Annotated in this window: 23 protein-coding genes; 12 read left to right on the top strand and 11 right to left on the bottom strand. The window is 71.0% G+C overall.

Translation table 11 applies throughout. The annotated features are described in order from the left end of the window. Positions 1-15: 15 nt before the first annotated feature. Both AC0VX0_RS05680 and AC0VX0_RS05685 read left to right on the top strand, forming a co-directional pair. Positions 16-1,110: an amidohydrolase family protein gene (locus AC0VX0_RS05680; protein WP_041103783.1), complete on the top strand. Its 1,095-nt coding sequence runs from the start codon at positions 16-18 to the stop codon at positions 1,108-1,110. 90 nt (positions 1,111-1,200) lie between these two features. After that, the gene (locus tag AC0VX0_RS05685; protein WP_036315073.1) at positions 1,201-1,932 is read left to right on the top strand and encodes a polyprenol monophosphomannose synthase; all 732 of its coding nucleotides are present in this window, start codon (positions 1,201-1,203) and stop codon (positions 1,930-1,932) included. 76 nt (positions 1,933-2,008) lie between these two features. Here AC0VX0_RS05685 and AC0VX0_RS05690 read toward each other — a convergent pair whose 3' ends face one another. The 3 genes from AC0VX0_RS05690 to AC0VX0_RS05700 form a co-directional block, all read right to left on the bottom strand. Next, positions 2,009-2,356, bottom strand: a complete 348-nt coding sequence (locus tag AC0VX0_RS05690) for an RNA polymerase-binding protein RbpA (protein WP_060774975.1) — start codon at positions 2,354-2,356, stop codon at positions 2,009-2,011. Between the two features lie 87 nt (positions 2,357-2,443). Next, complete coding sequence (locus AC0VX0_RS05695) at positions 2,444-3,634, bottom strand: SPFH domain-containing protein (RefSeq protein ID WP_078025539.1); 1,191 nt, start codon at positions 3,632-3,634, stop codon at positions 2,444-2,446. A 70-nt stretch (positions 3,635-3,704) separates the two neighbouring features. Continuing rightward, on the bottom strand, positions 3,705-4,181 hold the full coding sequence (locus tag AC0VX0_RS05700; RefSeq protein WP_020624804.1) for an NfeD family protein: 477 nt from the start codon (positions 4,179-4,181) through the stop codon (positions 3,705-3,707). Positions 4,182-4,330: 149 nt separating this feature from the next. Here AC0VX0_RS05700 and AC0VX0_RS05705 point away from each other — a divergent pair, with 149 nt between their 5' ends. Further along, positions 4,331-6,436 (top strand): NADPH-dependent 2,4-dienoyl-CoA reductase, encoded by a 2,106-nt coding sequence (locus tag AC0VX0_RS05705; protein ID WP_250202753.1) that lies wholly within the window; start codon positions 4,331-4,333, stop codon positions 6,434-6,436. 59 nt (positions 6,437-6,495) lie between these two features. After that, positions 6,496-7,044 (top strand): maltokinase N-terminal cap-like domain-containing protein, encoded by a 549-nt coding sequence (locus AC0VX0_RS05710; protein ID WP_100057212.1) that lies wholly within the window; start codon positions 6,496-6,498, stop codon positions 7,042-7,044. A gap of 16 nt (positions 7,045-7,060) precedes the next feature. Here AC0VX0_RS05710 and AC0VX0_RS05715 read toward each other — a convergent pair whose 3' ends face one another. Both AC0VX0_RS05715 and AC0VX0_RS05720 read right to left on the bottom strand, forming a co-directional pair. Then, the gene (locus tag AC0VX0_RS05715; protein WP_020624801.1) at positions 7,061-7,306 is read right to left on the bottom strand and encodes a superinfection immunity protein; all 246 of its coding nucleotides are present in this window, start codon (positions 7,304-7,306) and stop codon (positions 7,061-7,063) included. Between the two features lie 192 nt (positions 7,307-7,498). Continuing rightward, positions 7,499-8,149, bottom strand: coding sequence for a hypothetical protein (locus tag AC0VX0_RS05720; protein WP_122054342.1), 651 nt, complete (start codon positions 8,147-8,149; stop codon positions 7,499-7,501). Between the two features lie 109 nt (positions 8,150-8,258). Between AC0VX0_RS05720 and AC0VX0_RS05725 the strand changes: the two genes are divergently transcribed. Both AC0VX0_RS05725 and AC0VX0_RS05730 read left to right on the top strand, forming a co-directional pair. Next, on the top strand, positions 8,259-8,675 hold the full coding sequence (locus AC0VX0_RS05725) for a DUF3054 domain-containing protein (protein ID WP_041103767.1): 417 nt from the start codon (positions 8,259-8,261) through the stop codon (positions 8,673-8,675). A gap of 68 nt (positions 8,676-8,743) precedes the next feature. Beyond that, positions 8,744-9,025 (top strand): Lrp/AsnC family transcriptional regulator, encoded by a 282-nt coding sequence (locus AC0VX0_RS05730; protein ID WP_002854527.1) that lies wholly within the window; start codon positions 8,744-8,746, stop codon positions 9,023-9,025. A 54-nt stretch (positions 9,026-9,079) separates the two neighbouring features. On the opposite strand, the gene trpD is transcribed toward AC0VX0_RS05730, so the two are convergent. Next, positions 9,080-10,138, bottom strand: coding sequence for an anthranilate phosphoribosyltransferase (trpD, locus tag AC0VX0_RS05735; protein WP_041103765.1), 1,059 nt, complete (start codon positions 10,136-10,138; stop codon positions 9,080-9,082). A gap of 190 nt (positions 10,139-10,328) precedes the next feature. On the opposite strand from trpD, the gene ctaE reads away from it, so the two are divergent. From ctaE to istB, 6 genes are all read left to right on the top strand, one after another. Continuing rightward, positions 10,329-10,967: an aa3-type cytochrome oxidase subunit III gene (ctaE, locus tag AC0VX0_RS05740; protein ID WP_428842618.1), complete on the top strand. Its 639-nt coding sequence runs from the start codon at positions 10,329-10,331 to the stop codon at positions 10,965-10,967. Between the two features lie 86 nt (positions 10,968-11,053). Continuing rightward, entirely contained in the window at positions 11,054-11,860 is an 807-nt protein-coding gene (gene qcrC / locus AC0VX0_RS05745; RefSeq protein ID WP_069941589.1) for a cytochrome bc1 complex diheme cytochrome c subunit, read from the top strand. Positions 11,861-11,929: 69 nt separating this feature from the next. Further along, entirely contained in the window at positions 11,930-13,006 is a 1,077-nt protein-coding gene (gene qcrA / locus AC0VX0_RS05750) for a cytochrome bc1 complex Rieske iron-sulfur subunit (RefSeq protein ID WP_069941590.1), read from the top strand. A gap of 5 nt (positions 13,007-13,011) precedes the next feature. After that, positions 13,012-14,706: a cytochrome bc1 complex cytochrome b subunit gene (gene qcrB, locus AC0VX0_RS05755; protein ID WP_069941591.1), complete on the top strand. Its 1,695-nt coding sequence runs from the start codon at positions 13,012-13,014 to the stop codon at positions 14,704-14,706. A gap of 1,248 nt (positions 14,707-15,954) precedes the next feature. After that, positions 15,955-17,478: an IS21-like element ISMlu14 family transposase gene (locus AC0VX0_RS05760; protein WP_031943827.1), complete on the top strand. Its 1,524-nt coding sequence runs from the start codon at positions 15,955-15,957 to the stop codon at positions 17,476-17,478. Then, entirely contained in the window at positions 17,475-18,260 is a 786-nt protein-coding gene (gene istB / locus AC0VX0_RS05765; protein WP_010078636.1) for an IS21-like element helper ATPase IstB, read from the top strand. Before AC0VX0_RS05760 ends, istB begins: the two co-directional genes overlap by 4 nt. Before the next feature lie 225 nt (positions 18,261-18,485). On the opposite strand, the gene AC0VX0_RS05770 is transcribed toward istB, so the two are convergent. The 5 genes from AC0VX0_RS05770 to AC0VX0_RS05790 form a co-directional block, all read right to left on the bottom strand. Further along, entirely contained in the window at positions 18,486-18,887 is a 402-nt protein-coding gene (locus tag AC0VX0_RS05770; protein ID WP_036315109.1) for a cytochrome c oxidase subunit 4, read from the bottom strand. Then, complete coding sequence (ctaD, locus tag AC0VX0_RS05775) at positions 18,884-20,593, bottom strand: aa3-type cytochrome oxidase subunit I (RefSeq protein WP_051995259.1); 1,710 nt, start codon at positions 20,591-20,593, stop codon at positions 18,884-18,886. Before ctaD ends, AC0VX0_RS05770 begins: the two co-directional genes overlap by 4 nt. Then, positions 20,593-21,510, bottom strand: coding sequence for an aa3-type cytochrome oxidase subunit II (gene ctaC, locus AC0VX0_RS05780; protein WP_036315115.1), 918 nt, complete (start codon positions 21,508-21,510; stop codon positions 20,593-20,595). The genes ctaD and ctaC overlap by 1 nt, the downstream gene beginning before the upstream one ends. Positions 21,511-21,788: 278 nt before the next feature. Continuing rightward, positions 21,789-22,181: an iron-sulfur cluster insertion protein ErpA gene (erpA, locus tag AC0VX0_RS05785; RefSeq protein ID WP_002854644.1), complete on the bottom strand. Its 393-nt coding sequence runs from the start codon at positions 22,179-22,181 to the stop codon at positions 21,789-21,791. A gap of 118 nt (positions 22,182-22,299) precedes the next feature. Then, positions 22,300-23,703, bottom strand: coding sequence for a dipeptidase (locus tag AC0VX0_RS05790; RefSeq protein WP_069941920.1), 1,404 nt, complete (start codon positions 23,701-23,703; stop codon positions 22,300-22,302). Positions 23,704-23,707: the final 4 nt, after the last annotated feature.

The raw sequence follows: 23,707 nt of genomic DNA on the forward strand, positions 1-23,707 counted from the left end.
GGCTAGGGTGGGCGGGTGAGCGCACACCTGTTGACCCGCGGCATCATCCACTCGACGACGGACCCGTACGCACAGGCGCTGCTGGTCCGGGACGGGATGATCGCCTGGCTCGGCGCGGACGACTCCGCGGACCGCGTGGCCGACCCGGGTGACGAACGGCGGGACCTCGACGGCGCCGTCGTCGTGCCCGTGTTCGTCGAGCCGCTGGCCCGGCCCGCGGACGCGCGGGACGCGCTGAGCCGCGGCACCGCCGTCGTGACGGTCCTGGCCGGGCCCGAGGACACGGGCGCCGCGCCCGCCGACGAGGACGTCCAGACCGTCGTCTACCGGCACGCCGACCGCGTGGACGCCGAGGCGGCCGGGGTGTGGCTGCCCGTCGGGACCGACACCGACCCCGCCACGCTCACCGGCCTCCTGACGGCCTCGACCCAGGCGGGGGAGCAGGCCTACCTCGTCCCCGACGGCGGTGCGGACGCCGGGCCCGCCGCCCAGGACGTGGCCCTGACCGCCCTGCGCTCGGTCGCGGAGGAACTCGGCACCGCCGCCCTGGGCCGCGTGCGCCATCGGCTCGTGGTCACCCACCCGGTCACCGCCGAGGACCGCGCCTTCCTGGCCGCCGCCGGGGTCAGCGCCACCGTCGTCCCCGACGCGGACGGCGTGCTGCACGCCCCCGTGGCGAGCCTGCTGGCCGACGCCGTCACCGTGTGCCTGGGCGCCGGCCCGGCCGGGGACCCGTGGGCCGCCGTCCGGTCGGCGCTGTCCCACCCCGACCCGGACGAGCGCATCTCCGCCCGCTCCGCCTTCGCCGCCGCGACCCGCACCCCGCTGCGCGCGCTGCCCGACGCTCCGGCGGCACGCCTGTCCGTCGCCCCGCGCCTGAGCGTGTCGGCCCCGGCCGTGTTCGGCGTCTGGGACGCCGACGCGGTCGCTGTGCAGTCGCCGGACGGCCGGGTGGCGGCGTGGAGCACGGACACCCGGGCCGGCACGCCGCTGCTGCCGGCCCTCGACGCCGAGACCGCCCTGCCCCGCTGGCGGGCCACCTGGGTGGACGGCCGGATCGCCGCGGAGGACGTGGCCCGCGACGCTCACGACGCCGCGACGCCGGCCTGAGACCTCCGCTTCCTATACTCGAACGGATGCGATGGCCCGTCCGACCGGCGGGCCGCCCCCACGACCCCGGCCGGAAGGCGAGAACCGCACATGCGCGTGCTGACCATCATCCCCACGTACAACGAGATCGAGTCGCTGCCGCTGACCCTCGGCCGACTCCGTGACGCCGTCCCGGAGTCCGACGTTCTCGTGGTGGACGACGCCTCCCCGGACGGCACCGGCGACTGGGCCGACGCCCGCGCCGCCGAGGACCCCTCCGTGCACGTGCTGCACCGCACCACCAAGGACGGCCTGGGCGGCGCCTACATCGCCGGGTTCCGCTGGGGCCTGGAGCGCGGCTACGACGTCCTGGTCGAGATGGACGCGGACGGCTCGCACCAGCCCGAGCAGCTGCCGCGCCTGCTGGAGGCCGTCCGCACTGCGGACCTGGTGATCGGCTCGCGCCGCGTGCCGGGCGGCAAGATGGTGAACTGGCCGACCTCCCGCAAGATGATCTCGTGGGCCGGCTCCCTGTACCCGCGGATCATGCTGGGCCTCAACCTGACGGACATCACGGCGGGCTACCGCGCCTACCGGGCCGACACGCTCCGTGCGATCGACCTGGACGCGATCGAGTCCAAGGGCTACGGGTTCCAGGTGGACATGACCTTCCGCACGGCCCGCCTCGGCAAGCGGATCGTCGAGGTCCCGATCACGTTCGTGGAGCGTGAGCTCGGCGAGTCCAAGATGAGCGGCGGCATCATCGGCGAGGCCGTGGTCAACGTGACCCGGTGGGGCCTGGCCGCGCGCTGGGAGGGCCTGCGCGCCCGCCTCGGCCTGTGAGGCGCACAGTCCCCGAACGACGACGGGGCCGGATCCATGGCGGATCCGGCCCCGTCGTGCATGGGGGAGCGGCGGGTCAGGCGTCGACCTCCTCGCCGCGGCTGGCGCGCAGCTTGTTGAGCTGGATCTTGTAGGTCTCCTCCAGCTCCTCGAGGCTGCGGCGCTCACGCAGCATGTCCCAGTGGGTGCGCACGGGCTTGCCCTCGGTCTCAGCCGGCTTCTCGCCGCTGACGAGGAACGCCTCCTTGCCGGTCTTCGAAGTCCAGGTGGCCGGCACGTCCGCCTCCACGGAGAAGGTCACGAACACCTGCTCGCCGTCCTCCGTGCGGTACTCCACCCGCTGCCGGGCGGCGGGCTCGACGCCGGCCTCGGACTCCAGGGACTGCGCGCCCAGGCGCATGCCCCGCAGGCTGCGATCGCTCACGTTTCCTCCTCGTCAGGCCGCGCCGAGGCCCGCGCGGGGGCGCGGGCCGATCGAGGCGCGGCGGGTCGTTCTCACCGATGGAACCATTCAGTGTCCCACAGCATTCCCGTCGGCCTCGCCGGCCGGGCGGGTGCCGGGGGTGCGGCCGGCCGACGGGTCGGGCTCGATCTCCTGCGGCGTGGCCAGGGCCTCGTCGAGCGAGGTCTGCGGCATGTCCTCCGCCGTCACCGCGCCCGCGGTCATCGCGTCCATGACGCCGCTGGCGCGCAGGGCGTCCGCGGTGGTGGGACGGGACCCACGCGGCCGACGCGCGCGCTCCGGGGTGACGCCGGAGTGCTCGGCTCCCGGCTCGCCCGCGCGGTCCCCGGAGTCCCGACGCCGGGGTGCGTGCTCCGGGGTGGGGCGGTCGCCGTCGCCGGGGGCGAACGCCTCACCGAGGCCCTGCAGGGCGCGGGTGAGCTCGGCGGGGACCACGAACATGGTGTTGGCCTGGCCGTCGGCGATCTTGGGCAGGGACTGCAGGTACTGGTAGGCCAGGACCTCGGAGTCGGCGCCGCCGGAGTGGATGGCGTCGAAGACCACCTCGATCGCCTCCGCCTCGGCGTTGGCGCGCAGCACGCGGGCCTGAGCCTCGCCCTCGGCGGAGAGGATCTGGGACTGGCGCTCGCCCTCGGCCGTGAGGATGGCGGCCTGCTTCGTGCCCTCGGCGGTGAGGATGGCGGCGCGGCGGTCGCGCTCGGCGCGCATCTGCTTCTCCATCGAGTCCTGGATGGACATGGGCGGGTCGATGGCCTTGAGCTCCACCCGCGAGACCCGCAGGCCCCAGCGCGTGGTGGCGTCGTCCAGCACGCCGCGCAGCTGGGAGTTGATGGAGTCGCGAGAGGTCAGGGCCTCCTCGAGGTTCATGCCGCCCACGACGTTGCGCAGGGTGGTGGTGGTGAGCTGCTCCACCGCGTGGATGTAGTTGGCGATCTCATAGGTCGCGGCCTTGGCGTCCGTGACCTGGAAGTAGACGACCGTGTCGATGGAGACGACGAGGTTGTCCTCGGTGATCACCGGCTGGGGCGGGAAGGAGACGACCTGCTCGCGCATGTCCACCATCGGGAGCATGCGGTCCACGAACGGGATGATCAGGGTCAGCCCGGCGCCGGCCGTGCGGTTGTACTTGCCGAGGCGTTCGATGTTGGCCGTCCGCGCCTGCGGGATGATCTTGACCGAGGAGGCCACGATCACCGCCGCGAGGACGGCGAGGACGACGAGGACGATGAGGGTTTCCATCGGGGTCCCTTCTTCTGGGGTCGGTGCGGTCGGTGCGGTCGGTGCGGTCGGAACGAGGACGTGGGGCGGCTCAGGCGCCGTCCGCCTCCCAGTCGATGCGGGGGAGCGGGCGGACCACCAGGGTGGCCCCGTCGATGCGCAGGACGGTCACCTCGTCGCCGGGGGCGACCTCGGGCGCCCCGGGCTCGACGCGGGCGGACCAGGTGTCGCCGTCGACGGCGAGCGTGCCGGCGTCGCCGGTGATCGCGCCCTGGGCCGCGACGCGGCGCCCCGGAAGCGTGTCCAGGTAGGAGGCGCCGGCGCCGGTGTCCTTGCGCAGGTGGCGCAGCGCGACGGGGCGCACGGCGGCGAGCATCAGCAGGGCGACGGCGGCGAACGCCGCGAGCTGGAGCGCCAGCGGGCCGCCCACGAGCGCGACCACTCCCGCCGCGCCGGCCCCGGCGGCGATCATCAGGAAGACGAGGTCGAGGGTCAGCAGCTCGACGCCGGCCAGGCCGGCGGCCAGCACCAGCCACAGCCAGCCCGCGTTCGCCTCGATCCACTCCATGCGTGCGCTCCCCTCCGTGTCGGGTGCGCGGACGGGTCTGCCGCGCGTCGACGTGTGATCCCCATCCTGCCCTATGCAGTGGCGTCGGACACAGCGTGTCCCCAGGCGGTCCTGGAAGGAGGGGGCTACCGACCGGTAATGTGAGCTGCATGACATCTTCACCCGTCGCGGTCTCGCCCCTGCTCCAGCCGATCACTCTGGGCCCCCTCACGCTGCCCAACCGGGTGGTCATGGCCTCGATGCACATGGGACTGGAGGATCGGCACGACGACCTGCCGCAGCTGGCGGCGTTCTACGCGGAGCGGGCACGCGGCGGCGTCGGACTCATCGTCACCGGCGGCCTGGGCGTCGTCCCGGAGGGCACGGTGACGCTGGGCGGGGGGATGCTCGCCAGCGAGGAGGACGCGCGCGCCCATCGCGTCGTCACGGACGCCGTCCACGCCGCCGGGGGCAGGATCCTCGCCCAGCTGCTGCACGCCGGGCGCTACGCCCCCAGCGCCGACCTGGTCTCGGCCTCCGCGGTGCGAGCCCCGATCTCGCGGCACACGCCCCGGGAGATGACGGCCGCGGACATCGAGCGGACCGTGAACGCGTTCGCACGCGCGGCCACGTTGGCCCTGGAGGCCGGATACGACGGCGTGGAGATCATGGCCTCGGAGGGCTACCTCCTCAACCAGTTCCTCGCCCCGGCGACGAACCGACGCGCGGACGAGTACGGGGGCGACGCCGAGCGCCGACGCCGGTTCCCGGCGGCGGTGGTCGCGGCCGTGCGCGAGGCGCTGGGGGAGCGCGGCGTGCTCTCGGTGCGCACCTCGGCGGCGGACCTCGTCCCCGACGGGCAGACGCGCGCGGAGATCGCGGACACCGCCCGGGCCTTCGAGGCCGCCGGAGCGGACGTCCTGATGACCGGCATCGGGTGGCACGAGTCCCGCGTGCCGACCATCGTGACCTCCGTGCCGCGCGCCGCGTTCCTCGCCGCCTCGGCTGACCTGACCGCCGCCGTCGACATCCCCGTGATCGCCTCCAACCGGCTCACCACCCCCGCCGAGGCGGAGGAGGCGCTGACGTCCGGGGCCGCCGCGCTCGTCGGGCTGGCCCGGCCCCTGCTGGCGGACCCCGAGTGGATGGCCGCGATCAGCGACCCGCGCGCTCGGACCCTGACCCCGTGCATCGCCTGCAACCAGGCCTGCCTCGACCACGTGTTCACCGGGGCCAAGGTCTCGTGCCTGATGAACCCCCGCGCCGGGCGGGAGACGGAGCCGGAGTACGCCGCGCCCGTCCCGGTGGCCCTCGGCCGCCGGCGCCGGATCGCCGTGGTCGGTGCCGGGCCGGCGGGCCTCACGGCGGCGGAGCGTGCGGCCCGGTTCGGGCACGAGGTCACCCTGTTCGACCGGCACGCCGAGCCCGGCGGCCAGTTCCGGCTCGCCCGGCGCATCCCCGGCAAGGAGGAGTTCGGTCCCGCGCTGGAGCACCTGGCGGCCCGCGCGGCGGCGTCCGGGGTGACGCTCGTGACCGGGGAGGAGGTATCCGCACAGACACTCCTGACCGACGACGGGCGGCCGGGTTACGACGAGGTGCTCCTCACCACCGGCGTGCGGCCCCGGCCCGTCGATCTGCCCGGGACGGGGGAGCCGGGCGCGCCCGCCGTCCATGCCTATGACGACGTGGTCCTGGGGCACGTCGACGTCGGCCCGCGCGTCGCGGTGATCGGCGCCGGCGGCGTGGGCGTGGATGTCGCCGAGGCCCTGGCGGCCGGCACGGAACGGCCGGACGGGACACCCGAGACGCAGGAGCACTGGCGGGCCCGCTGGGGCGTGGCACTGACCTCTCAGACGCCGGGCCAGCTGGCGAAGCCGGCCGCGGCCGACCCCGGACGCGAGGTCCACCTGCTCCAGCGCAGCCCCGGACCGATCGGCGTGCGACTGCGCCCCACCACCGGCTGGGTGCACCGCGCCGAGCTGCGGCGGCACGGGGTCCACCTGCACTCCGGTGTGACCTACGAGGGCCTCGGCCCCGACGGCCTGCGCGTGACCGCGCCGTCCCCGGAGGACCCCGAGGCCCGCGTGGCGCTGACCCTGGACGTGACGGACGTCGTCGTGTGCGCCGGGCAGGAGTCCGAGACGGATCTCGTCGAGGACCTGGTGGCTGCGGGCTACGCGCCGGAGGCGGTGCGCCTGATCGGTGGCGCGGCCGAAGCCCGCGAGCTCGACGCCTACCGGGCCATGGACCACGCCGTGCGGGCCGTGCAGGGCTGAGCCGCGCCGCCGGCCGGCGGGCCCTCCCGGGCGGACGACGTCGGGGCTACGGTCGGGGCATGGCTCTCATCTACACCGCACGCCTGGACCCGGACAAGCCCGAATGGATCCGCCGCCGCCTCGTGGCGCACGGACTGCCCGAGGACGTGACCGCCGAGAAGGTCGGCTCGTACCGGTTCGACGATCCCACCGGCGAGATCGGCGTCGAGTCGATGCTCGTGCGCGTGGGGGACCGGCTCTACCAGACTGCGTTCGCCTACCGAGGCGACGCACCCGCCGAGGGAGACGTCGTGGCCGAGGTGGAGCACTCCGTCCTGGGACACCGCTGGGTCGTGGACGCCGCCACCGACCCGGACGCGCGCCGTATCCTCGCAGCCGCCGTGCGCGGCGAGATCCCGCAGGCCCGGCTCGAGATGCACGACGAGTCCGGGACCTACCTCGAGACGCGCGCCCCGGATCTCACCCTCCGCGTGATCGGCGCCGATGCGACGGGGGAGCTCGAGGTGCCGGTCGAGCTGTCCGAGACGGACGAGGCGGACGTCGACGGCCCGCGATGCCTGGTCGCCGAGGGAGACGGTGTGCGGGCCGTCGTCGCGCGCCTGTCCTGAGGGGCGGTCCGCGCGGTCAGAGGCCGCGCGGACCCCAGGGCCGCAGCCGGCGATGGCTGGTGAGTGACATGTAGAGCGCGATGCACCAGCCGAGGACGGTCCACCCCGTGAGCAGGTTCACCCAGAACACCGCCCACACGTTGGAACGGCCGCGGACGGCGGCAATGGCCCACGGAGCCAGGTAGCCCGCCGTGGCGATGGCCAGGACGACGGCGATCGTCGCGTGCAGGGGGCGGTCGCGCTGGTCGGTCATGATCGTCATGGGTCCAGGCTACGCGCGAGACCCGCCGCGCGGGGCGCCCCTGTCCGCCCTTCTACCGTGCGCCGATAATGTACATTATGTCAACTAGCCCGTTCTTCGCCTCCCCTTCGGAGGCCGCCTGCGCGGCACGCGCTGCGTCGTGAACTGGCCCAGGTGGCCGCGCCGGGCGGCACCGACACCGCGTGCCGGGGTTCACTCCCCCGGGTCTGCGGACAGCCGCTCCAGCAACGGCAGGACGGCCGCCACGGCCGTCCGGCTCTCGTGCCAGAGCCCGTGCCGCAACCGGGAATGGACGGCCTGCTGACTGATCCCGAGCTCCGCCGCCGCCTCTCGCTGACTGGCGCCGGCTTCCACCAGCCGCCCCGCCGCATGCTGGTCATCGGACCGGCGCCGTTCCACCGTGGCGACCAGCTGCAGGGTGGCCTCTGCACAGCGCAGATCAGCCTCTCGGCCGGTCTCCGAGGCGCGGCCCGGGCGTCGTCCGTGCGGCAGCACCAGCCGTCCCGGTGCCCGCCGGGCGCGCCGCCGCTCGGCTGGCGTCAGGTACGACAATAATGAGTCCTTGTCGAGGGCATCCTCGGGATCCAACAGCACCGCCCAGGACCCGGTCCGCACAGCCCACAACGCCAGGCCCACCGCAGCCGCCATGCTTTCGACGACGACGGCCAGCTCGCCGTCGCCCGGCGCTGCATCGGCGTCGGGGTTCCCTTCGTCGCCACGCCACACCGCCGCGGCTACGGACGCGTCCGGGTGAGGATCATCGAGCAGCACCGCTGCCAGACGTCGGGCGTCGTCGGCCGTGGCAGCGGTCGGTCGGATGGGCACCAGATGCACGAACACCATACAGAGAGCCTACCTCTGACAACATTGGCATCTTGTCATAGGCCCCGTCCACCGAGTCACCTGTGGCTGGACGCGCCGCCTCGACCTTGCGGTGGGCCAGACTGGATGCATGACGTCCTCCCCCACCGCCCGTCGTGCCGTGCCCGCCGAGCACCGTGACCCGCGCGGCGCCCAGCCGGCACTTGCCGTCGACCTCCTCCTCACCCTCCTCTTCGTGGCTCTGGGCCAGGGGCAGCACGCGACAGAGCGCGGGCCGCTGGGGCTGCTGGTCACGGCGGCGCCGTTCCTCGCGGGTCTCCTGGTCATGACCGGGCTGACCGCCGGACACCGGACCTGGGCCCGCGTGTGGCCCCACGGCGTGATCGTGTGGCTGGGGACCGTCGCCGTCGGGATGGTCCTACGCGTGGCCTTCGGCCTCGGTGGCGCACCCGTGTCCTTCGTGCTCGTGGCGCTCGGGGTGCTGGGCGTCCTGCTCCTGGGCCGCCGGGCCGTGACCGCCTGGCTGGTGCGCCGCACCCGGAGGTGAGGGCCCGGCGCGCAGCTAGGATCATCCCGGACACCGGACCCACAGCATCGAGGAAATGAGGACCGCCCGTGGTCACCGCCATCGTCTTGATCAAGACCGACAAATCCAGCATCCCGGAGACCGCCGAGACCCTCGCCGCGCTCGAGGGGGTCGGGTCGGTCTACTCCGTGACCGGCGCGTGGGACCTGGTGGCGATGGTCAAGGTGCGCCGCTACGAGGACCTCGCCGACGTGATCGCCGACCACCTCTCCAAGGTCGACGGGATCCAGGACACCGAGACCATGCTGGCCTTCCGGACCTACTCGTCCGAGGACCTCGGCGAGGGATGGGCGCTCGGCTTCGACTCCTGAGCGTCCTCCCCACGACGGGCCCCACCTCGCTGGCGAGGGCCCGTCGTCGCACCATCAGGACCGGGAGAAGGCGACCCAGCGGTCCAGGACGTCACGCGCGGCGCCGGAGTCGATCGACTCGGCGGCCCGCGCCATGTTGGCCGCCAGCCGCTCCATCAGCGGCGCGTCCGCGTCACGGTCCCAGGCCGTCAGGCCCGCGGCCGCGTTGAGGAGGACGGCGTCGCGGATCGGACCCTTCTCCCCCGCCAGCAGAGCGCGGACGAGGGTCGCATTGTAGGCACCGTCCCGCCCGGCCAGGGCCTGAACGGGGGCCAGGTCGATGCCCAGCTCCCGGGGATCGAGCTCGTGGGTGCGCACACCGTCCCGGACCTCCATGACGGTCGACGGCCCCGACGTCGTGATCTTGTCCCGGCCGTCCGCCCCGCGGAAGACGAAGCCGCGCACCCCCCGGTCCGCGAGCACCTGCGCGAGCAGCGGGACCATGGCCTCACTCGAGCAGCCCAGGGCCTGGGCGGTGACCTGGGCCGGATTGCTCAGGGGGCCGAGGAAGTTGAACACGGTGGGCACGCCGAGCTGCTTGCGCACCGGGGCCACATACTTCATGGACGGGTGGTAGTTCTGGGCGAAGAGGAACGTGATGCCCACGGCCTCGGCGCACTCCTCGGCCTTCCGGGTCGGCATGGACAGGTCCACGCCGAGGGCCTCGATCACGTCGGCCGCGCCGGCGGTGGACGAGGCGCCGCGGTTCCCGTGCTTGACGATCCGCGCGCCCGCACCGGCGGCCACGAGCGAGGACATCGTGGAGAGGTTCACGGTGCCCAGGCGGTCGCCACCCGTGCCCACGACGTCGAGGGTCTCCCCCGGCACGTGCACCGGGTTCGCCGCCTGGACCATCGCCTCGGTCAGGCCGCGCAGCTCCGGCACCGTCACCCCCTTGGCGGCCAGGGCGAGGAGGAATCCGCCCACCTGCCCCTCGGTGGCATCGCCGGCCATCATCTCCCCCATGGCCCACGCGGCGACGTCGTCGCTGAGGTCCTCACCGACGGTGAGGGCGCGGAAGACCTCCGGCCAGGAGGTCCCCAGGACTGCTGCGGTGTTCTCGGGGGTGCTCACGCACTGAGCCTAGCGGCCCGGCCGCACCCGGCACCGCGTCGTGTCATGCGCCGCCCGCCGTGAACCTGGACATCCCCTGGACGCCAGCCCCCGACTGACACTGAAACCCCCCGACGGTGCTGACGACCTGTCCTGCGACACGGTAGGTTCGATTTACCGCCCGGGCGGTGTTTGGGGCCATAATGGCTGGGTGACCACAGCTAACCCCACTCTCCATCAGCCCACCACGGGGCTCCCGAGCCGGCCGAACATGGTGCAGGTCGGGACCATGGTGTGGCTTGCCAGCGAGCTCATGTTCTTCGGTGGGCTCTTCGCCATGTACTTCACCCTTCGCTCCACGTCTCCGGAGCTCTGGGCCGAGCACACCGCGATCCTCAACGTCCCGCTCGCCGCGGTGAACACGACGATCCTGGTGCTCTCCTCCGTCACCGCCCAGTTCGGCGTCCTCGCCGCCGAGCGCCTTCAGCCCCGCCGCACCGGCGGCTTCCTGCAGTTCGGGAAGTGGGGCATGGTCGAGTGGTTCATCCTGACCTTCATCATGGGCTCGATCTTCGTGGCGGTGCAGTCCTACGAGTACGCGGTCCTCGTCTCCGAGGGTGTGACCGTCGCGGCGAACGCGTACGGCTCGGCGTTCTACATCACCACCGGCTTCCACGCCATCCACGTGACCGGTGGCCTGATCGCGTTCCTCTTCATCATCGGCCGCGCCTACATGGCCCGCCGCTTCGGCCACCACGAGGCCACGTCGGCGATCGTCGTGTCCTACTACTGGCACTTCGTGGACGTCGTCTGGATCGCCCTGTTCTTCATCGTCTACTTCCTGAAGTAAGACGACCCTCACTCACCGCACCGACGTCAGGTACGGGCCGGGGGCACGCAGCGGTCCGGCCCGTAAGAGAACGATAGGAAACCCCCGTGAAGGCACTTTCGCAGAACCGACGCCATCCCCTGATGGGGCTGGCGCTCCTCCTGCTGGGACTCCTGGTGACCGGCGGACTGTACTCCGTCGCGAGCACCGTGAACCAGGCACAGGCGGCCACGCAGGTCACCGCGGCCGCCTCGGCTGATGACATCACCGAGGGCGAGAAGCTCTTCAACGCCAACTGCGCCTCCTGCCACGGCATGGGCGCCGCGGGGGGCCCCTCCGGCCCGTCCCTGATCGGCGTCGGCGCCGCGTCCGTCGACTTCCAGGTCGGCACCGGCCGCATGCCCATGCAGATGAACGGCCCGCAGGCCCCGGCCAAGCCGAACCAGTTCAACGAGGAGCAGACCGCTCAGCTCGCCGCCTACGTCGCCTCCCTCGGCGCCGGCCCGGCCATCCCAGAGGACGAGTACCTGGATGTGAACCACGAGGACGTGGACATCACCCGTGGCGGCGACCTGTTCCGCATCAACTGCGCCATGTGCCACAACGCGGCTGCGGCCGGCGGTGCGCTCACCCGCGGCAAGTACGCCCCGTCTCTGCAGGGCGTGGACGAGAAGCACATCTACGAGGCCATGGAGACCGGCCCGCAGAACATGCCGGTGTTCTCCGACTCGAACATCAAGCCCGAGGACAAGCGCGACATCATCGCCTACCTCAAGACCATCGAGAACCAGGGCTCCCCCGGCGGCCTCACCCTCGGCTCGCTCGGCCCCGTCTCCGAGGGCCTGTTCATCTGGACCGCGGGCCTGGCGCTGATCATCGGCTTCATGGTCTGGCTCACCAGCCGATCCTCCTGATCCCATCGGCGCAGGCGCGCCGACCACCCGTCATCGACATTCATCACTCGAGTAAAGGAAACAGGACATATGGGCGAGAAAGGCTTTGAAGGGACCGAGCACCGCTCGGGTTCCCTCGAGCACGCCGGCGAGGACGCGCCCCGGTACGCGATCGACAACCCGGGCCTGCCTCCGCACCGTCCGCGCCTGGCCGATGAGGATCCGAAGGCCGCGAAGCGCGCCGAGCGTCAGGTCTCGGTCATGTTCCTCATCTCCATCGTGGGCACGGTGCTCTTCTTCATCGGCTACTTCGGTGTGGGGCAGATCGGCAACGGTGAGGCGTTCAGCAAGATCTACCTGCAGAACCTGCTGCTCGGCCTGGGCACCGCCCTCGCCATGTTCGGCATCGGCATCGGCGTGGTGCACTGGGCCAAGACCCTGATGCCGGACCACGAGACCGTGGAGGACCGTCACGAGATCCGCTCGGAGGACGACCGCGTGGCCGCCACCGGGATGATCTCCGAGATCCTGGACGAGTCGCAGATCAAGCGCCGCCCCCTGCTGCGCAACACCCTGATCGGCGCCGCCCTGCTGGCCCCCCTGCCGTTCATCGCCGTGTTCCGCGATCTGGACGACTCGGACAATTTCTCGGACCAGGAGGCTCACAACTTCGGCCCTGAGCGTCTGCGCCACACCATGTGGGCCGAGGGCGTGCGCCTCGTGCGCGACCCCACCGGCTCCCCCATCAAGGCCTCGGACGTCACGCTCGGCTCCGCCGTGCACGTCATCCCCGACGGCCTGAACGACCTGGGCCCTGACAAGCTCAACCAGAAGGCCAAGGCCGTCGTCCTGCTCATGCGCCTCGACCCGGCCAAGGTGAAGATCACCCCGGGTCGCGAGGACTGGAACGTGGACGGGATCTTCGCCTACTCCAAGGTCTGCACGCACGTGGGCTGCCCGATCGCCCTGTACGAGCAGCACACCCACCACCTGCTCTGCCCCTGCCACCAGTCGACCTTCGACCTGACGCAGGAGTGCAAGGTCATCTTCGGCCCGGCCAGCCACGCGCTGCCGCAGCTGCCGATCACCGTGGACGACGAGGGCTACCTCGTGGCCCAGAGCGATTTCCATGAGCCCGTCGGGCCTGTCTACTGGGAGCGTGGCTGACACCTATGAGCACCACCGTGAATGAGTTCCAGCCGGCGACCACGACCGGCCGCATCGCCAACTTCGTCGACACCCGCATGGGCATGTCGCCGATCGTGAAGTTCTTCGGCCGCAAGATCTTCCCGGACCACTGGACGTTCATGTTCGGCGAGGTCGCCCTGTACAGCTTCGTCATCCTGCTGCTGTCCGGCGCGTTCCTCACCCTCTTCTTCGACCCCTCCATGTCGGAGGTCGTCTACGACGGGGCCTACGCCCCGCTGCGCGGCATCGAGATGTCCGCGGCCTACGCCTCGACCCTGGACATCTCGTTCGACGTGCGCGGCGGCCTGTTCATGCGCCAGCTGCACCACTGGGCGGCGCTGATGTTCGTGGCGGCCATGTCCGTCCACATGCTGCGCGTGTTCTTCACCGGCGCGTTCCGTCGCCCGCGTGAGCTGAACTGGCTGGTCGGCTGCTTCCTGCTGATGGCCGGCTGGGCCGCCGGCTTCACCGGCTACTCCCTGCCCGACGAGGTGCTCTCCGGCAACGGCCTGCGCATCATCGACGGCATCCTGAAGTCGCTGCCGCTGGTGGGCACGTACCTCTCCGCCTTCTTCTTCGGCGGCGAGTTCCCCGGCCACTCGGTCATCGGCCGCCTGTACGCCCTGCACATCATGATCGTGCCGGCCGCCATCCTGCTGCTGATCGGCATCCACCTGTTCATGGTCGTCGTGCACAAGCACACCCAGTACCCGGGCCCGGGCCGCACCGAGGACAACGTGGTCGGCTACCCGGTGGGCCCCGTGTACGCGGCCAAGGCCGGCGGCTTCTTCTTCATCGTGTTCGGTGTGCTCGCGCTCATCGCCTCCACGGTGACGATCAACGCCAACTGGAACTACGGCCCGTACGATCCGTCCCCGGTGCAGGCCGGCACCCAGCCCGACTGGTACATCGGCGTGTTCGACGGCGCCCTGCGCCTCATGCCGGGCATGATCGGCGACTACTCCTTCCTCTGGAACATCCCGATGCCGTGGGGCTCCTCGGTGTCCCTGCCCATGGGCGTGCTCGTGCCGCTGATCCCGGTCGGCGTCCTGCTCGTCGGCATGTGCACCTGGCCCTGGATCGAGCGGTGGATCACCAAGGACAACACTGAGCACCACCTGCTCGACCGTCCGCGCAACGCCCCGGCCCGCACGGGCATCGGCGTGGCCGCCGTCGTCTGGTACTGCGTCATGTGGGCGGCCGCGTCCTCGGACCTCATCGCCACCCACTTCCGCCTCTCCCTGAACGACGTGCTGTACGTGCTGCGCGCGCTGTTCTTCCTCGGCCCGGTGATCGCCTTCATCGTCACCCGCCGCATCTGCCTCTCCCTGCAGCGCAAGGACCGTGAGCTCGTGCTCCACGGCCACGAGGCCGGTGTCATCGAGATGTCCCCCGAGGGCGGCTTCCACGAGCGGCACCGTCAGCTCACCGACTACGAGCTGTACCGCCTGGTGTCCTTCGAGGATCGTCGCCCGGTGCCGGCCATCCCCGGCCGCAACGGCAAGGTGGGCATGCTGGAGAAGGCCCGTGCCGGCCTGAACCGCATGTTCTACCAGGATCGCGTCGCCCCGGTCTCCCGCGAGGAGCTGGTGGAGGCCCGCACCCACGGCCAGCACGGCCACGAGGAGCACCCCGTCGAGCTCGAGCACGGCTCGCACGCCCCTCACCTGGATCGCTGATCCCGAGCGGCTGATTCCCTGACGAAGGGCCCCACGCACCATGGTGCGTGGGGCCCTTCGACGTTCCCAGGGTGACCTCGAGGACGCGCTGCCCTGAGCAGCCCCGACGCCGCGGCGCGCATCGGCCCGCATGGACGGCGAAGGGTTCAGGCCCGCCGGTCCCGGGCCACCCCCGTGGGCCTGCCCAGCGTTTCCCGCCAGCCTGGGACGTGCCCGGCCCCTGCTGACGGCCACGTGCCCGGTTCCGGACTCCCAGGTGCCGCGGGCCCGTGCCCGACGGTGTGTCCTGGCGGCGGGGGCTGTCCCGGCAGGGTGGCCATCCGCCACCCCTGGGCCCCGAGATGGACGACGGCCCGGATGCAGGCCACGGCGTCACGGTCAACATGGTGGGCACCGGTGCAGAGCCAAGCCGTACTCCGCTGCACCGATGCACCGATGCACCGATGCACCGATGGTGATGATGAGGCCCATCGCCGCAACCACCGGCCAGCCCTTTCTTCCTGACCGAGGAGCTGTCGACAGTGCGTGGCAGGTGCCCGTGCGGACGCGGCCACGGGCTCTCCGGAGGCCGGGCCGGCCCCGCCCCCTCGGACGGTGCAGAGGGGGCGGAGGGGGCCTCGTCCGGCGCCCACCGAAAGTGTCACCCTCACCTCGCCACGTGGACCGTCACAAGCGACGGCCCTGCTGGCCTGCACCCCGTGCGACTCCCCTGCCCGGTCTCTACGTGACGAGGCTCGTTCCGGCCGCTGAGAGCGGCGTAGGAGTCGCGGGCACGGGCATCAACGGGACGCGCGACGGGACGGCCCATTCAAGTGCCGCCGCGGCACGCAGACGTCGTCATGGGCAGCGCGGTGAGGCGCTCCTGGCGCGCCGCTGACTCTGCGCGGCGGTCGATGCCCGGGCCTACGCAGACCACGAGACAGCGGGACGGGCCACCAGGCGAACCCTTCACCCGGGCACCACGCCTGGCCCCCGAGCGGCGAGTAGGCCGGTCGCCGTGACCGGCCCCGCGGCGCAGGAGCTGGCTGCCCGCGATGTAAGCGGCCATGAAAAGCTGCCCATAGGTGGCCAGGGAATGACCCGCTGACGGCCATGAGGACTGCCCAGTGATGGCCACGGGAACTGCCCGGTGCTGGCCATCTGGTTTGCCCGCGTTGCTCGTTGCCCGCCGCGTCGTGAGCCGGCGGGGGCCTCCTCCCCGGGTTGGATATCGGTGTCGAATCGAATCCAGCGAGGAAGAGGCCCTGAATGAAGGATGCCGCAGAAACCATGAAAATACTCAGTGCCTATGACCTGACCAAGTCATTGCGGGGCGCCGCCGAGCTGGCCGGTTGCTCCCATCACACCGTGGCCCGGCTGGTGCGGGCCCGCGACGCCGGCCAGACCCCTGGATCCGGAGCCAGCCGCCCGAAGGTCACCGATGTCTGGCTGCCCAAGATCGAGGAATGGGTCGAGGCCTCCACGGGCAGGATCCGCGCCGATGTCGTGCACGCCAAGCTCACCGCAATGGGCTACACCGGCTCTGAGCGCTCCACCCGGCGGGCGGTGGCCGAGGTGAAGGCCGCCTGGCGGGCCGGGAAGCGCCGGGTGCACCGGCCCTGGATCACCGAGCCGGGCGCATGGCTGCAGTACGACTTCGGCGATGGGCCGGCGATCGACGGGGCCAAGACGGTGCTGTTCGTGGCCTGGCTGGCCTGGTCCCGCTACCGGATCGTCATCGCCCTGCGTGATAGGACGGCTCCGAGTGTGTTCGCCGCCCTGGACCGGTGCTTCCGGCTGATCGGGGGCGCGCCGACCTATGTGCTGACGGATAACGAGAAGACAGTGACGGTCTCTCATGTGGCCGGGGTGCCGGTGCGTAACCAGGCCACCGTGGCGTTTGCTCGGCATTACGGCGTGGAGGTGCTGACCTGCCAGCCAGCGGATCCGGCCGCCAAGGGCGGGGTGGAGAACGCGGTGAAGCTGGCCAAGGCCGACCTGGTCCCGAAGGACACCAACCTGCGGGACCAGTACGCCTCGTTCGCTGAGCTCGAGGCCGCCTGCGCGGGGTTCATGGCCATGGTGAACTCCCGGGAGCACCGGGTGACCCGGCGCCGCCCGGACCACATGCTCGCCGAGGAGACCAGCGCGTTGCATCGGATCCCCGCCACGGCGCACACCGTGGCCTACGGGGTGGGACGGAAGGTGCCGGAGAACACGCCGATGGTCTCCTTCGAAAACGCCCAGTACTCGGTGCCCGCGCACCTGCTCGGGGCCGAGGTGTTCGTGCGCCATCACGGCACCGGACCGGACTCGATGGTGGTGATCATGCACGCCGGTGCGCAGGGGCCGGTGGAGGTCGCCCGGCACCGGGTGGCCCGGCCCGGGTCCCCGGCCATCGACGACGCGCACTTCCCCGGCCACGAGACGGACAAGGTGCCCGGGGACTACACCCCGGTGCCCCGTTCGGCGGCGGAGGCCGAGTTCCTGGCCATCGGGGCCGGAGCGAGGACCTGGCTGGTGGAGGCCGCCGCGGCCGGCACCAGCCGGATCGGTCAGAAGATGGCCGAGGCCGTCACCCTGGCCAAGCTCGCCGGCACCGACCAGGTCGACCGCGCCCTCGGGGTGGCCGCGGTGCACCAGCGCTTCGCCCACGGCGACCTGGCCTCCCTGCTCACCGCCGCCGGCCACCGCACCGGGATGCACACCGCCACCGAGGAACGGTCCCTGACCCAGGGCACCGCCGGCTGGGCCGGCCTCGGTACCTCCAACACCGAGGGGGCAGCCCGGTGAGCATCCACACCCCGAACACCGCCGCACCGGCGCTGCCGGCCGATTTGGAGGCGCTGTTGCGGCAGCTGAAGATGCCCCACGCCCGCGGTATCGCCGCCGAGGTACTGGCCACCGCCCGGGCCCAACGCTGGGAGCCGGCCGAGGTCCTCAAGGCCCTGCTGGTCGAGGAGACCACCGGTCGGGCCCGATCCATGCTCGCCGCCCGGCGCAAGGCCGCCGGGTTCCCCACCGGCAAGACCTTCACGACCTGGGATCCGGGCGCCTCCTCGATCCCGGCCCCGACCCAGCAGTCCCTGCGCACCCTGGAATGGCTCTCGCGCAGAGAGAACCTCGTGGTCTGCGGGCCCTCCGGCACCGGCAAGACCTTCTTCCTCGAGGCCCTGGGCCAGCAGGCCGTGGAGGAGGGCAAGCGGGTGGCCTGGTTCACCCTGGAGGACCTCGGGGCGATGATCCGGGCCCACCGGCCCGATGACACCATCACCAAAGCCGTCGCCCGAATCCTGCGCGCCGACCTGATCGTCATCGACGACATCGGCCTGCTGCCGGTCGCCGACGATGCCGCCGAGGGCCTCTACCGCATCGTGGACGCCGCCTACGAGAAACGCTCCGTAGCGATCAGCTCGAACCTGCACCCGGCCGGCTTCGACGAGCTGATGCCCAAGACCCTGGCCACCGCCACCGTGGACCGGCTCCTGCACCACGCCCACGTGTGCCAGACCACCGGAGACTCCGTACGGATGACCCAGGCAATGGCCGGGAAGGGAGTCATGCCACTGAACTGATCCCATCACGGTGGCCAGCACCACCACCCAAACGGGCAAACCAGCTGGCCACCAGTGGGCAGTTCTGATGGCCACCAGCGGGAAGAAACACTGGCCGCCTATGGGCAGAACTCAATGGCCCTTGACACCGCGACGGCGCCGTGTCGCTCCGCAGCACACGCGGCATGAAAACGCCGCAGGCCGGACCCCAAGGGGTCCGGCCTGCGGCGTTCGACGACGGTCGGGTCAGTGGGCGTACTTGCCCCGAGAGAACTCGTAGACCCACCCGAAGGTGAAGTAGGCGCCCGCGATGACGCCGATGATGAAGATCCACCAGCCGACAGCCAGACCGGTCACGATGATCGCGCAGGCCAGGCCGAGGCCCAGCGGCCACCAGCTCCAGGGAGCGAAGGTGCCGTAGGTGCCGGCGTAGTCGGCGATCTGGCCGTCCGCATCATCGGCGGGCCCGACGCCGTACTTCCGCTCGGTGACGTTCAGGTACCACGCGATCATCCAGGACATCCCGCCCACGGCGTAGATGGCCGGGATGCCTGCCCACTCGGTCCACTCGACCCAGAACCCGTAGAGGGTGGCGGCTGCGATGAAGAACAGGCCGATGATCCAGAAGATGTTGGCTGCGACCTTCACTGGGCGACCTTCTCTCCGAAGGCCTCAGACGTGTTCTGAGGCGAGTGCGGGAAGAGCTCCGGGTGGTGCAGATCCAGCGCCGGACGCTCGGAGCGGATGCGCGGCAGGGAGTGGAAGTTGTGCCGCGGCGGCGGGCACGAAGTGGTCCACTCGAGCGAGGCGCCGAAGCCCCACGGGTCGTCCACGGTGACCTTCTTGCCATAGCGCGAGGTGATGTAGACGTTCCAGAAGAACGGGATCAGCGACGCGCCGAGAACGAAGGAGAACACCGAGGAGAACGCGTTCATCGCCTGGAAGCTGTCCTCCACCATGTAGTCCGCGTAGCGACGGGGCATGCCGATGACACCGAGCCAGTGCTGGATCAGGAACGTGCCGTGGAAGCCCACGAACAGCATCCAGAACTGGATCTTGCCGAGACGCTCGTTCAGCATCTTGCCGGTGAACTTCGGCCACCAGAAGAAGAAGCCGGCGAACATCGCGAACACCACGGTGCCGAAGACGACGTAGTGGAAGTGCGCCACGACGAAGTACGTGTCGGACACCTGGAAGTCCAGGGGCGGCGACGCCAGGATGACGCCGGTCAGGCCACCGAACAGGAAGGTGACCATGAAGCCGAGCGTCCACAGCATCGGGGTCTCGAAGGTGATCGAACCGCGCCACATGGTGCCGATCCAGTTCACGAACTTCACGCCGGTCGGGACCGCGATGAGCATGGTCATCACGGAGAAGAACGGCAGGAGCACGGCGCCGGTCACGTACATGTGGTGCGCCCACACCGTCACGGAGAGCGCGGCGATCGCCGTCGTCGCGAACACGATGGACTTGTAGCCGAAGATCGGCTTGCGGGAGAACACCGGGATGATCTCCGACACGACGCCGAAGAACGGCAGGGCGATGATGTACACCTCGGGGTGGCCGAAGAACCAGAAGAGGTGCTGCCACAGGATGGCGCCGCCGTTCTCCGGGTTGAAGATGTGGCCGCCGAAGCGACGGTCCAGGCCCAGCGCGAAGAGCGCGGAGGCCAGCGGCGGGAACGCCATCATGATCAGGATGCCGGTGATGAGCGTGTTCCACGTGAAGATCGGCATGCGCCACATCGTCATGCCAGGAGCACGCATCGTCAGGATCGTGGTGATGAAGTTGACGCCGCCCATGATCGTGCCGAAGCCCTGGAGGACCAGACCGAACACCCAGAGGTCACCGCCGACGCCCGGCGAGTACGTGGTGTTGGAGAGCGGGGCGTAGGCGAACCAGCCGAACGAGGCCGCACCCTGCGGGGTGAGGAAGCCGGCGGTCGCGATGAGCGAGCCGAACAGGAAGAACCAGAACGCCAAGGCGTTCAGACGCGGGAAGGACACGTCCGGAGCACCGATCTGCAGCGGCACCAGCACGTTGGCGAAGCCCACGAAGAGCGGGGTCGCGAACATGAGCAGCATGAGCGTGCCGTGCATGGTGAACAGCTGGTTGTACTGCTCCTTCGTCTGCAGGATCTGCATGCCGGGCTCGAAGAGCTCCGCGCGGATCATGAGGGCCATGACGCCGCCGATGCAGAAGAAGACGAAGGACGTGATCAGGTACATGTACCCGAGCACCTTGTGGTCGGTCGTCGTCAGCCAGCTGACGACGATCTTGCCCAGCGAACGGGGCACCACACGAGGCTGCGCCTGTGAGCGCACCTCATCCGTTGCGTACTCGTAAGTGGTCATCAGTGGCTACCTCCACCGCGGGGGGTCTGGAGATCGCGCTCCATCGTCCCGGCGCCGTCAGGGTTGTTGTTGGGATTGCGGCTGTACTCGTCGCCCACCTGACCCGGCTCCATCTCCTCGAGGCGCTGGACGAACTCCGCCTCGTCGACGACCTCCACGTTGAAGAGCATCTCGGAGTGGGACTCGCCGCACAGCTCGGCGCACTTGCCGTCGTAGCTGCCCAGCTCCTGGGGGGTCAGGTACAGGTGGTTGGTCTTGCCGGGCACCATGTCACGCTTCTGGAGGAACTGCGGGATCCAGAAGGAGTGGGCCACGTCACGGGACTTCAGCTCGAAGTGCACCGGCACGTCATTCGGCAGGTACAGGACCGGAAGGGTGTCACGCACGCCCTCGGTGCCGTCCAGCTGGGCCTGGATTCCGGAGTAGTGGGCCTCGATGACCTCGCCGTTCTCCTGCTCGTAGGAGTAGTTGAAGTCCCAGGACCACTGCTTGCCGTACACGGTGACGGTCAGCGGCGAGTCGTCCACGGGGCGGTCGACCTCGGTCTGGACGCGGTTGGTGAAGCCCCAGAGGGTGAAGACCATCAGGATCGGGATGGCCGTGAACATGGTCTCGAGCGGCACGTTGTAGGCCGTCTGCTTCGGGAAGCCCTGGTCGTTCTTGCGGCGGCGGTACGCCACCATGCACCAGATCATGGCGCCCCAGGCCAGCAGGCCGACGACCATGGCCGCGATCCAGGAGTTCACCCACAGGTCGGTGAGCTGGGCGTTGTGGTTGGTGGTGTCCCGGGTGCCGGGGTACCAGCCGCGCTGGACCTCTGCCGAACACCCGGTCAGCACCAGGAGCGATGTGGTGCCCACGGCACCGGCGGTCCAGCGGCGGCGAGTCCGACGTCCGGCGTCATTCTGTGCTCTCACAGACGGCCTTCCTCTTCATCTCGTGTGCGAGGGGCGTGCCCGCTCCCCCGGCGATTCGGCGACTTCTCGCAACGTCCTCGCAGGGAGCACGGGTATGCCCTGATGATTCAGAGCCAGTCTAAGCCGAAACACGCGGATTCTCCGCACCGTGACACGTGCCGATCGTGTCTGGGAGTCGGGTCCGAGCATCCTGGGCGCGGTGCCCGGACACGACGACGGCGGGCCGGCCGAGGCCGACCCGCCGGTTCGCGGTCCGTGGCGCTCCGGGCGCCCGCAGATCAGTGGAAGGAGTCGCCGCAGGCGCACGAGCCGCCCGCGTTGGGGTTGTCGATCGTGAAGCCCTGCTTCGAGATGGTGTCCTCGAAGTCGATGGTCGCGCCCATGAGGTAGGGCACGCTCATCTTGTCGACGATCACCTCGACCCCGTCATAGTCACGGACGGTGTCGCCGTCGAGGACGCGCTCGTCGAAGTAGAGCTGGTAGATCAGGCCCGAGCAGCCGCCCGGCTGCACAGCAACGCGCAGCCGCAGGTCCGTGCGGCCCTCCTGCTCGAGCAGCGAGCGCACCTTGCCGGCCGCCACGTCGGTCAGCTCGACCTCGTGCGGGGGCAGGCCCTCGGCGTCCTGGGTCGCGCCGATCTCGACGCCGGTCTCCTCTGCGGACAGAGCCATCGTGACCTCCTCAGATCATGGGGCGCGGACGGGGCCGTCACGCGCGTGTGGTCTCCCGGGCAACACTAGCCGCCCACGGGGCATTCCCGGCCCGCCGCACCGACGGGCCGGGCGGCGCTCACGCGGAGAGCCGCGCGAGCCAGAGCGCCTCGGCCACGACGGCCCGCTTGAAGTCGTCGATGTGCAGCGACTCGTTGGCCGAGTGCGCCCGCGTGTCCGGGTCCTCCACGCCCGTGATGAGGAGGGTGGCCTCCGGGAAGACCTCGGCGAGGTCCGCGGTGAACGGGATGGAGCCGCCCATGCCGATCGCCCGGGGCTCGACGCCCCAGGCGTCCTCCAGGGCGGCCATCATCGCGGCCGCGGCGGGGGCCGAGGTGTCCGTCGTGAACGGTTGGCCGAACTCCCCCGCGGTGACCGTGATCTCCGCGCCGAGCACCGCCGCGGACTGCGCCTCCAGGTGGGTGCGCAGCGCCTCGAAGGCCTCCGCGGGGTCCATGCCGGGGCCCAGGCGCAGCGAGAACTTCGCGCGCGCCGCGGGCTGGATCGTGTTCGAGGACTCCGCGACCGAGGGCGCGTCGATCCCGATGATGCTCAGCGCGGGAGCGTTCCACAGCCGGTCCGCGACCGGGCCGCGGCCGGCCAGGGTCACCCCGTCCAGCACGCCCGCGTCCGCGCGGAAGACGTCCTCGGGGTAGTCCAGGCCCGCGGTCTGCCGCGGCTCGAGGCCGGGCACGGCGACCGCGCCGTCCGCGTCGTGGAGCGTGGCGATCAGCCGCGAGAGCAGGACGACGGCGTCCAGGACCGGCCCGCCGAACATACCGGAGTGCACGGCGTGGTCGAGCACCCGGACGGTCACCGTGCCGTCCACCAGCCCACGCAGGGAGGTGGTCAGCGCGGGCTCCCCCACGGCCCAGTTGGACGAGTCCGCGACCACGATCGCGTCGGCGTCGAGGCGCGCCCGGTGCTTCTCCAGGAAGGTGCGGAAGGTGGGCGAGCCGGCCTCCTCCTCGCCCTCGATGAAGACGCGGACGCCGACGCCGGCATCGGGCAGGACGTCCCGCAGGGCGGCGAGGGCGGCGAGGTGGACCATGATGCCGGCCTTGTCGTCGGCGGCGCCGCGGCCGTACAGCCGCCCGCCGCGCTCGGTGGCCACGAGCGGCGGGGTGTCCCAGAGGTCCTCGTCCCCGAGCGGCTGCACGTCATGATGGGCATACAACAAGACGGTGGGCTTGTCGGAGGCGCCGGGCTTCTCGCCGATCACCGCCGGCCCGCCGGGCCGGTCGTCGTCGCGGGTCTCGGTCACGATCTCAACATCCTGCAGGCCCGCCTCGCGCAGCAGGCCCGCGACAGCCTCGGCGGACCGCTCGAGCTGGGTGCGGTCCGCGGAGTCCCAGGCGATGCCCGGGATCGCCACGAGGTCGGTGAGGGTCTGGAGGGTCGTCGGGAAACGGGCCTCGACGGCCTCACGGACGGCGGAGACGAGGGCCGCGTCCTGCGGCGCACGGGAGGTGATGTCAGTCATGACG

The sequence above is a fragment of the Micrococcus sp. iso_26 genome (assembly GCF_056172975.1).